The sequence below is a fragment of the Agaribacterium haliotis genome, from assembly GCF_002312815.1.
In the GTDB taxonomy this organism is placed as follows: Bacteria; Pseudomonadota; Gammaproteobacteria; order Pseudomonadales; family Cellvibrionaceae; genus Agaribacterium; species Agaribacterium haliotis.
In genome coordinates, this window is record NZ_NKQJ01000004.1 from 59,434 (window position 1) to 71,304 (window position 11,871).

Annotated in this window: 14 protein-coding genes; 8 read left to right on the forward strand and 6 right to left on the reverse strand. The window is 51.4% G+C overall.

Going from position 1 to position 11,871, the window contains the following annotated elements:
- The first annotated feature begins 36 nt into the window (after positions 1–36).
- The 6 genes from ftsE (at position 37) to CFK45_RS06265 (ending at position 4,407) form a co-directional block, all read left to right on the forward strand.
- Positions 37–717 (forward strand): cell division ATP-binding protein FtsE, encoded by a 681-nt coding sequence (gene ftsE / locus CFK45_RS06240; RefSeq protein ID WP_096085578.1) that lies wholly within the window; start codon positions 37–39, stop codon positions 715–717.
- A complete protein-coding gene (ftsX, locus tag CFK45_RS06245) occupies positions 717–1,688 on the forward strand; it encodes a permease-like cell division protein FtsX (RefSeq protein ID WP_096085579.1) in 972 nt (323 codons plus the stop codon). The genes ftsE and ftsX overlap by 1 nt, the downstream gene beginning before the upstream one ends.
- 254 nt (positions 1,689–1,942) lie before the next feature.
- Positions 1,943–2,800 (forward strand): RNA polymerase sigma factor RpoH, encoded by an 858-nt coding sequence (rpoH, locus tag CFK45_RS06250; protein ID WP_096085580.1) that lies wholly within the window; start codon positions 1,943–1,945, stop codon positions 2,798–2,800.
- A 78-nt stretch (positions 2,801–2,878) separates the two neighbouring features.
- Positions 2,879–3,268, forward strand: coding sequence for a DUF423 domain-containing protein (locus CFK45_RS06255; protein WP_096085581.1), 390 nt, complete (start codon positions 2,879–2,881; stop codon positions 3,266–3,268).
- Positions 3,265–3,954: a tRNA (guanosine(46)-N7)-methyltransferase TrmB gene (trmB, locus tag CFK45_RS06260; protein ID WP_096085582.1), complete on the forward strand. Its 690-nt coding sequence runs from the start codon at positions 3,265–3,267 to the stop codon at positions 3,952–3,954. Before CFK45_RS06255 ends, trmB begins: the two co-directional genes overlap by 4 nt.
- 3 nt (positions 3,955–3,957) lie before the next feature.
- Positions 3,958–4,407 carry a TIGR02444 family protein gene (locus tag CFK45_RS06265; RefSeq protein ID WP_096085583.1) on the forward strand — a complete coding sequence of 150 codons (450 nt, stop codon included), beginning with the start codon at positions 3,958–3,960 and terminating at the stop codon, positions 4,405–4,407.
- A 231-nt stretch (positions 4,408–4,638) separates the two neighbouring features.
- On the opposite strand, the gene CFK45_RS06270 is transcribed toward CFK45_RS06265, so the two are convergent.
- From CFK45_RS06270 to CFK45_RS06285, 4 genes are all read right to left on the reverse strand, one after another.
- Entirely contained in the window at positions 4,639–5,607 is a 969-nt protein-coding gene (locus CFK45_RS06270; RefSeq protein ID WP_096085584.1) for a histidine kinase, read from the reverse strand.
- A gap of 265 nt (positions 5,608–5,872) precedes the next feature.
- Positions 5,873–6,862, reverse strand: coding sequence for a WD40 repeat domain-containing protein (locus tag CFK45_RS06275; RefSeq protein ID WP_096085585.1), 990 nt, complete (start codon positions 6,860–6,862; stop codon positions 5,873–5,875).
- 149 nt (positions 6,863–7,011) lie between these two features.
- Entirely contained in the window at positions 7,012–7,485 is a 474-nt protein-coding gene (gene rsd / locus CFK45_RS06280) for a sigma D regulator (protein WP_096085586.1), read from the reverse strand.
- A gap of 53 nt (positions 7,486–7,538) precedes the next feature.
- A complete protein-coding gene (locus CFK45_RS06285) occupies positions 7,539–8,078 on the reverse strand; it encodes a disulfide bond formation protein B (RefSeq protein WP_096085747.1) in 540 nt (179 codons plus the stop codon).
- Positions 8,079–8,203: 125 nt separating this feature from the next.
- Between CFK45_RS06285 and CFK45_RS06290 the strand changes: the two genes are divergently transcribed.
- Entirely contained in the window at positions 8,204–8,656 is a 453-nt protein-coding gene (locus tag CFK45_RS06290) for a flagellar basal body-associated FliL family protein (RefSeq protein WP_239923592.1), read from the forward strand.
- Positions 8,657–8,679: 23 nt separating this feature from the next.
- On the opposite strand, the gene gshA is transcribed toward CFK45_RS06290, so the two are convergent.
- Positions 8,680–10,263, reverse strand: coding sequence for a glutamate--cysteine ligase (gshA, locus tag CFK45_RS06295; RefSeq protein ID WP_096085587.1), 1,584 nt, complete (start codon positions 10,261–10,263; stop codon positions 8,680–8,682).
- Positions 10,264–10,635, reverse strand: a complete 372-nt coding sequence (locus CFK45_RS18555; protein WP_192870741.1) for a hypothetical protein — start codon at positions 10,633–10,635, stop codon at positions 10,264–10,266.
- Between the two features lie 275 nt (positions 10,636–10,910).
- Between CFK45_RS18555 and gspC the strand changes: the two genes are divergently transcribed.
- A complete protein-coding gene (gene gspC / locus CFK45_RS06300; RefSeq protein ID WP_096085588.1) occupies positions 10,911–11,870 on the forward strand; it encodes a type II secretion system protein GspC in 960 nt (319 codons plus the stop codon).
- The last annotated feature ends 1 nt before the right edge of the window (position 11,871 follow it).

Here is an 11,871-nt window from a genome sequence, read left to right on the forward strand (position 1 = left end):
TACATTGTCGCGACCTTGTATCTGGAATAATTCGCAATGATCAGTTTCAGCCATGTCTGCAAGCGTTACGCGGGCGGCAAAGATGCTTTGAACGATATCAGCTTTGATATTGGTGAAGGCGAAATGGTGTTTTTAACCGGCCACAGCGGTGCGGGTAAAAGCACTTTGTTAAAGTTAATTATGCAGATAGAGCGCGCAACCACGGGGCAGCTGGTTATTGCCGGTCGCAATTTAGGCCGTATGCGCAGCGCTCGTGTGCCCCAGCACCGGCGCCAAATTGGCGTCGTATTTCAGAACCACTCTTTGCTGTTTGATCGCAGTGTTTTTGACAACGTCGCTCTGCCACTGCAAATCGCCGGTTATAAACCGAGCGACTGCGGCAGGCGTGTGCGCGCTGCGCTCGACAAGGTTGGCCTGCTCGATAAAGAGCGGCAAATGCCCATTGCGCTAAGTGGCGGGGAACAGCAGCGCGTTGGCATCGCCCGCGCCATTGTCAATAAACCTCCTATCGTGCTGGCGGATGAGCCGACGGGGAATTTGGACCCGGCGCTGTCGGCGGAAATTATGCGTTTATTTGAGCAGTTTACCGAGGTGGGGGTGACGATGCTGATCGCCAGCCACGATCACGGGCTTATCAAACGCATGGATAAACGCATACTCGCCTTAAATGAGGGCTCTTTAGTTTTTGATGGCATGTTGCCGAAGGAGCCGCGCTGATGCCGGAACAACGCAGTGATGGAGCCTCGCTCGCCAAGCGCAGTTTGGCCGATAATTTCAGCGCCTGGCTGGCTCATCACAAATACAGTTTTCGCTCGACTTTAGCTCGCCTGGTCGCCGACAAGGCGCAGACCTTGCTGACGTCGCTGGTTGTGGCTATTGCTCTGGCATTGCCGGCACTGCTTTTTCTGGCCCTGCTCAATTTGCAGCAGCTTGGGCACAGCTGGGATACGGAGCCAAAATTAACCCTCTATTTGCACGAGCGTGCCAGCGAGGTGGCGATAGACAAGCTGCTAGTGAAGCTGCGCGGCGATGCTCGTATCGCCGAGCTGCGCTATATCGACGCCGACACGGCACTGCGCGAATTCGAAGCTTTGAGTGGTTTTGGTTCGGTATTGGAGGGGCTGGAGCAAAACCCGCTGCCGGCCGCTGTTGAGTTGAGCCCGGCTTACGGTTTTCAGAGTGCCGAGGCGCAGAGATTGTTGGCGCAAGAGTTGGCGGTTTTGCCGCTGGTGGCGGAGGCCGATATAGATTTGGCTTGGGTGCAGCGCTTTTTGGCTATCACTGAGCTGCTGCGTCAAGTTGTCTGGTTTTTGGCGCTGCTATTGGCGCTTGGGGCGCTGTTGGCCATCGGTAATACCGTGCGCCTGATTATAGAAAATCGCAAGGACGAGATTGTTATTATTAAGCTGGTTGGCGGTACCAATGGTTTTGTGCGCCGCCCTCTGCTTTATACCGGCGGTCTCTACGGTTTTTTTGGAGCGCTGCTGGCGCTGCTTTTGCTCGTATTGGTGAGCTTGTTGTCAGCGGCTAAAGTTGAGAGCATCGCCCAGGCCTACAATTCGTCTTTTTCGCTGCAGGGCTTAAGCCTTGTGCAGGTGTTGCAGTTGCTCGGCTTAGGCACTGCTTTGGGTTGGCTCGGCGCAGTGATTGCCGTAGGGCGCCACTTGAGCAAAATAGAACCGAGCTAGTTCGGCATTTAGTTGTGGTGTTTTGATGCTTTAGGTGACGTATCGCTGCATGTTGGCTTGTTTTCCCTTACTTTTGTAAGAAAACAGGAACTTTTGACTACTATAAATAGTCGGAGTTTGTGGAGCCCCGGTTGTGTCTCAATTCTTGCTATCTAGCTTATCACTAGAACTGATGACTTATGCCGGTTTTGGGATTGGAAGCAGTGCCGCCGCGATGCTAGTATTGGCGGTCCTATAGTTGGAGGTCTACCTAGATGGGAACCAGTTTACAAACAGTTGATGCATTGGCACCGGGTCAGAATCTGGCCGCATACATGCAGACTGTTAACTCGATTGCTGTGCTCAGCGCCGAGCAAGAAAAGCAGCTGGCCGAAGATCTGTATTACAACGAGAATCTTGAAGCTGCACGCCAGTTGGTCATGAGCCACCTGCGTTTTGTTGTGCATATCGCCAAAAGCTACAATGGTTACGGCCTGAACCAAGGTGACTTGATTCAGGAAGGCAATGTCGGTTTGATGAAGGCCGTCAAGCGTTTTAACCCGGAAAAGGGTGTGCGCCTGGTCAGCTTTGCTGTGCACTGGATTAAAGCTGAGATTCACGAGTTTATCTTGCGCAACTGGCGCATCGTCAAAGTGGCGACAACAAAAGCCCAGCGCAAGCTGTTCTTTAATTTGCGTGGACAAAAGAAAAAACTGGCGTGGTTGACGGCTGATGAGGCCAAGGCAGTTGCCGCAGACCTGAACGTTGATGTTAAGCAAGTACATGAGATGGAAGGCCGCCTTTCTGCTTACGATGCAGGTTTTGATGCCGGTGCTGACGACGATGATGAGACGGCATTTCAGGCACCGGCCGCCTACCTTGAAGACAAGCGCTACGACCCTTCCGTGCTGGTTGAAAACGACGATTGGCAGCAAGATAGTGTTAACGGCTTGCTGCTTGCTCTCGATGAACTTGACGAGCGCAGCCGGGATATTCTTCAGCAGCGCTGGTTGAACGATGAAAGCAAAGCTACTTTGCACGAGTTGGCCGACAAGTACGGTGTCAGTGCCGAGCGCATTCGCCAGTTGGAAAAAAACGCGATGAAAAAAGTTCGCGCAACAATGGAAGCTTAACTCGCTGTTTTTGCTCAAGGTTAAGTGCTCAAAAAAGCCGCTCTTAAGCGGCTTTTTTGTTGTCTGTAGATATTGTTTATGTATATAAAAAGTACCCGAGCAGTGCTCTTGTGGGCTGCGTTTTTTGGTTTTGCTGGTGTGGCTTTAGGAGCGTTTGCTGCCCACGCGTTAAAGCAGGCCCTGAATGCTTATTCGCTCGGCGTTTTGCGCACGGGGCTCGACTATCAGTTGTGGCATGTGCCGGTACTGCTGTGGTTGGCTAGTGCAATTAAGCTCTGGCCCCACCGTTTTTGGCTGTTGGCGGCAAATTTATTTATCGCCGGTTTAGTGCTGTTTTGTGGCAGTCTCTACCTTATCGCTTTTGGCGCACCCCGCTGGCTGGGTGCAGTTACGCCGCTTGGTGGCTTGTTGATGCTTGCCGCCTGGCTCACTTTGGCCTGGGCCGTACTAAAACATCGAGAATTATGAAAACAGAATTTAAACAAAAAGCTATTCGCAGTTATGTGATTCGTGGCGGCCGCATGACCGATGCGCAGCAAAAAGCCTTTGATCAGTGGTGGCCACACTACGGTCTGAGCTTGCACGATGGCATGATTGAACTAGAACAGGTATTTGGCCGCCGCGCTGAGCTTGTGGTTGAGGTTGGTTTTGGCATGGGGGATTCGCTTTTGGCGATGGCTCAGGCCGAACCTGAAAAAGACTTTATTGGCATTGAGGTGCATCCTCCCGGCGTTGGGCGGCTTATTAACGAGGCGGGCAAAGCGGGTTTAACTAATTTAAAGGTGTATCTTGCCGATGCTCTCGATGTGCTCGAAGACTGTTTACCCAAGGCAGTAGCTGCGCGCTTTCAGCTTTATTTCCCCGATCCGTGGCACAAGAAAAAGCACAACAAGCGGCGCATTGTTCAGCCCGCTTTTGTTGAGCAGGTCAGGCAATTGCTGAAAATCGGTGGTGTCTTTCATATGGCTACCGATTGGGAGCACTATGCAGAACACATGATGGAGGCGATGTTGGAGGCTCCGGGTTTTGTTAATCAGGCGGGCGATTATCTTTACAGCCCACGCCCGGACTTTCGCCCAATTACAAAGTTTGAACAGCGCGGTGAGCGCTTGGGGCACGGTGTTTGGGATCTGCTGTTTGAGCGCCGGGATTAACCGGTGTTGTTGCAGGGCTTTGCGATTGAACTTTGGCGGCAGCCTGACTTAAAAAGTCTGTGCTTGAGCCTGCAGGAGCAGTTTCATTTAAATGTAAACTTAGTTTTATTTGCGCTTTGGCTGGAAGCTCATCAGCTACAGTTAAGTGCAGGGTCTTGGTCTAAGGCCGAGCGTGTATTAAATGAATCCAGTCGCGATTTCTTACTTAACCTAAGAGCTCTGCGCAAGCAGCTTAAATACGAGCATTCAGAGCTAGCCTGCGCGCAGCAATTAAAACAGGCTCTGTTACAAGCTGAGCTGGAACTGGAACTGCGCGAACTTGCTCTGCTGCAAGAGCTGGCCGATAGCGAAGCTGTTTCGGGTGAATGTGATCAGCTCCGGCAATATCTAAAACAGTTTGATAATATCGACGCACAGCAATTTGCCGAGCAGTTAAGGTGTTGCTGCAAATAAAAAAGGCCGCTGATCGCGCAATGTTGTTCACTTAAGTGCAAGCTTCCCGGAACGAAGCTGATGCGGGCTTTCTTGGGATGCCGTAAACCCGTCCATGGGGGCTTCGCCGCCGCATCCTTGCGGCAGAGACCCAATCAAACCCACTTCAGCTTCGCTCCTTTCATTTCGTTACATCATTAAGTGAACAGTGTTGCGCTGATTGCGGCCTTTTTCGTCTGAGCGTAGCAGAATTTAGCTATCGAACAGGCTGCGAGTGCCAGCTTGTTGCTCTTCTTTTTTTTCATCACTTGAGCTAGCTGGTGAGCTTGCCGGAGCGGGGCTGCTAACTTTTTCCGGGCTTGTTGCCGTAGTGGCATCCGTTGTAGTTGCTTCGGGTACTTTTACTACTGGGCTTGCGGCTGGCTCGGCTGCTGGACTAGGTGTTGGTGCTTTACTCTCCACCGGTTTAACAGCGGCGTCACTGGAGTCCACTTTACTTGGTTTTGCTGCAGGAGCAGTTGTAGCAGCTGTTTTATCGGCGACAGGGGCTTTTTCTACAACAGCTTTTGTTTTAGCTGCACTTTTTTTAGCTGGGGCTTTTGTCGCGGCTGCTTTTTTTACAGCTGCTTTTTTGGCAGGGCTCTTAGCTGGAGCTTTTTTTACAGCGGCTTTTTTAGGGGCTGATTTTTTGGCCGGAGCTTTTTTAGCGGGGGCTTTGCTTGCCGCTGTTTTACTTTTTGTGCTTGTAGCCGTCGTTGTCGCAGGGCTCTTTGGTGCTGCCGCTTGCTTGCTTGTAGCTTTACTTGCCGTGCTGCTCTTGCGTTTTACTGGCTTTTTAGCTGCGCTTTTACGTGCGAGCTCTTTGCTGACTTTAGCGATGGCTTTGGCTAAGTCCGCAGCGTTTTTAACGGCTTCTTTCGCGCTTTTGAATTCTGTTTTTGCTGCACTTAATTCACCGTTAAGGTCCGCGAGCAGGTCGCGTTGTTTGGCAACGGCGGCTTTAGCACTAGTTGCTCGAGCTGGAGTTTTGGCTAGCTTGGCTTTATCGCGCAACGCGCTGAGCTTAGTTTTTGCACTTGCAACTTTCTTGCTTAGTGAGTTAACAGCGCGCTCGGCTTGAGTGGCTCGTTGATTGCGAAGCTTATCCAGTTTCGCACTACATGTTGCGATATCCTTTTCAAGCGTAGCGATAGGGTCGACAACTTTTTTCTTGGCGGCCATAGATCAATACCTGAGTAGAAATGTTGGGAAGGGAAGGTCGGTGAATAATAACCCTGTTCTACAAAAAGGTGTATAGACGATGAGCGCTTTTTCGTCGAAAAGTTCCTATCTTTTGATATTGGCGGCGCGGCCAAGTATTGCTTCACAAAACTAGCTTTGCTGTTTCTGTGCCGCACAATCTTGTTTGATGGCTTGCTTTGGGCTGTTAAGGCAATTGCTTTGCAAGATGCTGTGTATATTTGTTTTGATACTGAGCCTGTTGAACCTAGAACAAACTTGTATCGTTAAGGTTGAGTTTGTGCACGATGCCATTTGATGCCACCGCTACAAAATTTTGTTTGTCGCTGGTAAAGGCAAGGTCGATAACTGCTGCGCTTGTCGGTTTCCATACGTTGCGTTTGGGCAGGCGCCAGCGTTTTATTTCTTTAAGTGGTTGCAGTTGCCACAGCTGTACGATTTGGTCTGGACGCCCGGTTAATAACCATTGATTGTCGGAGCTAAAGCGCGCGGCGGTAAAGTGCAGCCCGCGCTTTACGCGTTCCGCTCGCAAAGGAATTTCCCCGAGCAAGCTCGCATCCTTGGTTCGCCAGACCAGCGCTTTGTCGTATTTGCTAACGCTCAACGCAAGTTCACCGTCGTCGGATAGCTTTACCAGTTGGACTTGTTCGCTGTGTTTAATTTGATTTAACAGCTCGCCGCTTTGTGCTTGCCAAAGTCTTGCGTAGTTGTCTTCCGAACCAGTTAACGCCAAGCTGCCATTTGCTGAAAGATCGACACTGCGCACTCTATTGTTATGAGCGAAACTGCGTTTGATGCCGCCGTTGCGAACGTCAAAAATAACAGCGCTGTGATCGCTGAGCCCTAAAAGCGCGAGCTGGGCGCGATTGTTGAGTTCGACATCGAGAATCTCAGCCGGTGCGCTCCAGTAGCGTTCGCCTTCGCCTGTTTGGGTATTCCACAGCACCATTGAATGCGGAGCTGCGCTTAGCAGCCACTGACCGCTGTCAGAAAAATCCATGGCGACTACGGTTGTGAGTTCTTCGGCCTTGTGGTTCCAGTTATAGAGCCGTTCATAATCACTCAAGCGCCAGTACGAAGCTCCGTGCCAGATAGATCCTATAGCAAGTTGTTCTCCGTTTTCGTCAATTGCAGCGCTGTGTAAACCTTTGCTGGCAACTTCAAAACTGTCTTGCGGGGCGGCGGCTCTGTCACAAGCACTTAATAAAACAAGAGCAAGAACGATCGCTTTTTTCATGGCTTGTCGCTGTTATTTATATTGCTACAAGCATAGCAGTCAAAACCTGTTGCAAGATCGGCGCGGGATTTGAATAAAATGAAAAAGTTGAGTGGCAACCCCGAGCCATAAGCGCTTGAGGTTGCCGCAGCATAAGCTGCTAGGAGGGCTTACGCGTTTTGCTCGATTTGATCTTGGTGGGCGTAGTGTAAAACTTCGATCATCTGATCTTCCGCTTCAAAGCGGGTCGCGAGTACTTCACCGAGGCGACTAAGATCGTTTTCGATGGCGTCGAGGTCATCGGTCTCTTGATATTTGTCGTTGAAGTCGAGGATAAACTCGGTGGTCTTGTCGACATCTTTATACAGCAGGCCCGCCGCCTTTAAGCCTTCGGTATCGTTCAGCTCCTGGCCTTCTTTAACGAGTTGATCGTAGATTTCAAAGTGGCCGGCGCTGATATAGTCAACCAGGATCTCGCAAAGTGCTGTCAGCTTGCTGCCGCAGGTTTTGTTATCGAGCTCTTCGACGCTCTCACTTAAAAAACAGTAATCAACTAACAGCTGCTGTCGCTCTTCGAGCCAGCGATCGATGATCTCGCTGACACCACCCCAGCGCTCTTGCGCGTTTTTGCAATTCTCTAACATGAAGCAACCTATGTGTGTATTCGTTATTAGTTTAACGCCGCTTTGTCTCGGCGTTAACCGTCTTGCTTAACGGATTTATTTCGCAAGGTGCGTATAAACAAAAATAGTTGAAAAACTACCAGTCCTGCAAATGCGACGAGTGTCCAAGCGGGGATAGTCAGGCCGAGAAAAGTAAAATACACATCGGCGCAGTTGCCGTCACCGGTAAACAGCAAACTCAATGCGTCAAACAGTGGCCGGGTTTCAAACATATAACCGAGGCCGGGGCCGCAGTCTGGCACCTGATCCGCTGGCAGGCTTTGTATCCATACGTGGCGAGCGGAGATACAGCCGCCAATAATTGCTAGCAAGGTACCGAGCACTTGGGCGCCGAGTTCGGCGACGCGCCAGCGACTAAGCAATAGGGCCAGGGCTGAAGCAAGGCCGACACCGATAATAAATATACGCTGACTTATGCACAGCGGGCAGGGTTCCATGTCAAAGCCGTATTGTGCAATCAGAGCGATGGCGATTGCACAAATGCTAAAAGCAATGATGAGCAGGTAGCCTATACGATTAGTGATCAGGTCGAGCAAAGCAAATAGTTTTTGCATGGCATTCATCTTGAGTACACGAAAGATGCCTCACGATAGGGCAAAGCCTGGGCTAACTCAAGCGCCGCCAATGGCGCTGGCGCGGGCCTGATCTATGCTAAGGGCTGAAACGAGAGGAAATTCACATGGCTTTGATGGCAATCAAGCTTCGCTATTTGGTCCCGGGGCTTTTTTTACTGTTATTTATCCCCTTATTGTCGGCACATGCCGAAGAGGAAACCGAAGAAGCAGAGGGTGAGTCGGCAGCGGCGGCTGCGCCGATATATATCCCGCTAAAACCCGCGTTTGTTGTAAATTACGGTGGTGCCGGGCGCTTAAAATATTTAAAAACAGAAGTGACTATTCGCCTGTCAAATCCCGAAGCGGCAAACGCCGTGCGCCACCACATGCCTTTTATTCGCAATAATTTGGTGATGGTGTTTGCCGCGCAAACAGATGAGACTCTGGAAAGCCAGGATGGTCGCGAGGCTATGCGCATGTCTGCGCTGGCAGAGATTCGCGACTTGTTGCAGCGAGAAGACGGGGTTGACCCCGAGTACGTTGTCGATGTTTTATTTAACCGCTTAACCTGGCATTAAGAGTTTTTTTGCTGTGCCTGCGGCTATGCCAGCAGCTTTTTGTACTGTTTGTAGTAACGCTTTAGAAATTCATCAAATTCACCCGCGCTAGCGTGTTCCAGTTTTTGTTGCGCGCTGTGGCTTTTTTCGGCCATATCATTAAAGCGCTGTGCCTGCCCTTCACAAACCGAGCGTTTTTGCAGCTCTAGTTGATTGTGGCGGCTCTGCTCGAGGCCGACATCAACAAAACTTTGTTTCTCCATTTTTTTTAACAGGCGCGCAGAAGGGCTTAGTTCCAAATTGTTCAGCACCTTTTGTTGTTGGCTCAAAGCTGCGCTGTGCTCGCGAGTGTCGTTGGCTTGGTCGAGCATTGACGCAATGGGCTGCATGGCCTCAACTAGGGCATCGGCCCAGTCTTTAAGAGCCAGATCGCCGTGCTCAAGGTGCTTGAGTTTGACGCCCGGGCGGCGGCCTTCGTTAATAACAAGGCGGTGGTTGTGAGCGATTAACGCCGTTTCTTCCATATTGGACTCAGGGCTCGGTGCAAGTGCGCACCAAAGTAAGAAACAGTCGATAAACGCACTCTGCCCGGCGGTGATGCCGAGCGCTTCAAAGGGGTCGACATCGAGGCAGCGCACCTCAATATATTCCACTCCCCGCCGGTGCAGGGCCGTGAGGGCTGTTTCTCCCGGTCTGGCGCTGCGCTTTGGGCGTATGCTGCTGTAGAACTCGTTTTCGATTTGCAACAGGCCGCGGCTAAGTTGTTGGTAATGCCCTTGCTGGTCTTTTAGCGGCAGGTTTTCATAGGCCGGGTGGTTTTCTAGTATGGCTTTAGCCAGCGTTTGGATATAGGTGTTTTTTTGGTTGTAGCAGACAAACAGCTCATCCTGAGCGCTGCTCTGATAACCCAGGTCACCCATGCGTAAACTGGTCGCCCAGGGCAGGTAGAGGCTCTGGCCGTCGTCGCTTTGTTCGAGTGTATGTTTGCGACCGTTGACAAAACTTTTATCCATAGCTGGCGATGCGCCAAACAGTAAAACTAACAGCCAGTAGTGACGGCGGAAATTGCGGATAAGCGAGAAGTAGCGCTGATTGCGATAGCGATCGAGGGTTTCCAGGCTGTTTTCTTTGTGGTGGAAGTGAGCCCAAAATGCAGGTGGCAGAGAAAAATTATAATGCAGGCCGGCGACGGTTTGCATACTGCGGCCGTAGCGCTGGCCCAAGCCGAGCCGGTAAATGGTTTTCATCTGGCCGTTGTGGCTGTCGCCGTAGCGCGCCACTGGAATGTGTTGTTCGCCCGGCAGGATGCACGGCATGCTCATTGCCCAGAGCAGCTCATCGTTTAACTGGCTTGAGGTGAAGCACTGTATTTGGCCGAGCTTTTCAAGCAGCTCGTCGCGCCGGTGGCTCGGCGGAGTAATAAATTCGAGCAGAGCTTCGCTAAAATCGGTGGTGATCAGCGGGTGGCACAGAGCGGAGCCGAGGCCGCTGGGGTGCGGGCTCTGACTGAGTTCGGCCCGGCCGTTAACACGCAGGGCTTCGCGTTCGACGCCGCGCATCAAGCCGTTGAGCAGGGCGTGATTGCTTTTATCGCGCAGTTCTTCAGGAAAGTCCTTTAGTTCAAACATTTAGCTGCCCTGGTTTTGAAATAAGCTGCTTTGGTCTGGCGTTTCATTTTTGATACTGGCTTCGGCTTCGGCTTCGGCTTCGGCTTCGGCTTCGGCTTCGGCTTCGGCTTCGGCTTCGGCTTCGGCTTCGATTGCGCGAGGCAGGAAGGTTTCACCGTCGATGCTCAGGCGGCCGTTGTTAAGCAGTTCAGCTTTTACAACATTTATACGCAAGTCGGGGAACTTTACTGTGAGTTCGACTTTCTCATTGATGATTTCATCGCGATGCGCGCTGCGCAACAGGGTCTTGGAGTCGCCGCTGGCGACCCATTCGTGACTTTTATTCAAATATTGTTGGTGTTGATTGCGCAGAATAAAGACGTTGGTGTCCATGGTGGGCCGCTAAAAACTACTGGTACTTGATAGGGTGAAATTACAGGCCAAGCTTAACCTTAAGCGCAACGAAGGCAAGGCTTGAATTTTTAAAGAAAGGCCTTAGGTGTCACAACTTCATCGCAGAAATGAGCTAAATTTCGTGGCGAACTGTGATCGGAAGCTCGTCAAAGCATAGGCACAGCGGCATACAGCCGGTACACTATTCGGTTCAAATAAGAGGATCGCCCGGCTAAGTTGGCATCCACGGGTAAGGTTCAGTAACGGGAACAAGCATGGCTGCACAAGCAGTGTTAACAAACCTTGAGCAACAAGCTCAGGTGCTGGTCGAGCGTTTAAAAACGCTGCCAGTCGACTTCTGGCGCGTGTCGCTTATGGTGTTGGCGCTTATTTGGGCCTGCCACAGCGCTGCCAATTTGTTCTGGTTGTTGTTTCCCGCGCCCGAGTTGGCCAGCCCCCCGAAGGTCGCATTGGCACCGAGTGTTGATGTCGGTGGCAACGAGAGCTACAGCGTTGATCTCGACGCCCTGCAGGAGCAGGAATTATTCGGCAAGGCCGAAGCGTTAGCGCCGGCTGCCCAGGCGGTACCTGCTGTAGCCGCACCAGATATCGGTGAAGATTTTGCCAAAACCAAACTCAACTTAAAGCTTGTGGGTGTCTTTGCCAGCTCCAATGCTCAGTTGTCATCGGCAATTATCGCCCAGGGCGCCAAACAGAAGATTTATCAGCTCGGTGACAAACTGCCTGCGGGCAACAATGTAAAGCTGGCCAAGGTGATGAACGACCGTGTCATTCTCGACAACAACGGCAACTATGAAGCGCTGTGGTTGTATTCCGATGCCGATTTGGCACTTAAAGCTCACTATGCTCCGGCTGCGAATCCGGTGCCTCAGCAGCAGTCGCGGCGCGCGCCGTCACCGGAATTCAGTGCCAAAATAAAGCCGTCACAAGTTCCTGAGAAAATTAGTGATGTGGTGCGCTTTAGTGTGCACCGCGAAGAGGGCCGCATGGTCGGTTTTCGCATCCGCCCCGGTAAAGACCGGGAATTATTCAGTCAGCTTGGCCTGCAGGCCAACGATGTCGTAACCTCAGTCAATGGCATTCCCATCGATAATGCCCAGGCGATTCGCGATAACTACCAACAGCTGAAAAGTGCTACCAGCGCCGATTTGGAAGTTAAGCGTGGTGAAGAAACTCTCTATATTAACGTAAGCCTGGATACAACAAGCGAGTAAG

Bases quoted from the DNA above. Each gene is read 5' to 3' on its own strand.
- ftsE (WP_096085578.1), top strand. From the start codon at position 37: ATGATCAGTTTCAGCCATGTCTGCAAGCGTTACGCGGGCGGCAAAGAT.
- ftsX (WP_096085579.1), top strand. From the start codon at position 717: ATGCCGGAACAACGCAGTGATGGAGCCTCGCTCGCCAAGCGCAGTTTG.
- gspC (WP_096085588.1), top strand. From the start codon at position 10,911: ATGGCTGCACAAGCAGTGTTAACAAACCTTGAGCAACAAGCTCAGGTG.
- rsd (WP_096085586.1), bottom strand. From the start codon at position 7,485: ATGTTAGAGAATTGCAAAAACGCGCAAGAGCGCTGGGGTGGTGTCAGC.
- CFK45_RS06290 (WP_239923592.1), top strand. From the start codon at position 8,204: ATGGCTTTGATGGCAATCAAGCTTCGCTATTTGGTCCCGGGGCTTTTT.
- gshA (WP_096085587.1), bottom strand. From the start codon at position 10,263: ATGTTTGAACTAAAGGACTTTCCTGAAGAACTGCGCGATAAAAGCAAT.
- rpoH (WP_096085580.1), top strand. From the start codon at position 1,943: ATGGGAACCAGTTTACAAACAGTTGATGCATTGGCACCGGGTCAGAAT.
- CFK45_RS18555 (WP_192870741.1), bottom strand. From the start codon at position 10,635: ATGGACACCAACGTCTTTATTCTGCGCAATCAACACCAACAATATTTG.
- trmB (WP_096085582.1), top strand. From the start codon at position 3,265: ATGAAAACAGAATTTAAACAAAAAGCTATTCGCAGTTATGTGATTCGT.
- CFK45_RS06255 (WP_096085581.1), top strand. From the start codon at position 2,879: ATGTATATAAAAAGTACCCGAGCAGTGCTCTTGTGGGCTGCGTTTTTT.
- CFK45_RS06275 (WP_096085585.1), bottom strand. From the start codon at position 6,862: ATGAAAAAAGCGATCGTTCTTGCTCTTGTTTTATTAAGTGCTTGTGAC.
- CFK45_RS06285 (WP_096085747.1), bottom strand. From the start codon at position 8,078: ATGCAAAAACTATTTGCTTTGCTCGACCTGATCACTAATCGTATAGGC.
- CFK45_RS06270 (WP_096085584.1), bottom strand. From the start codon at position 5,607: ATGGCCGCCAAGAAAAAAGTTGTCGACCCTATCGCTACGCTTGAAAAG.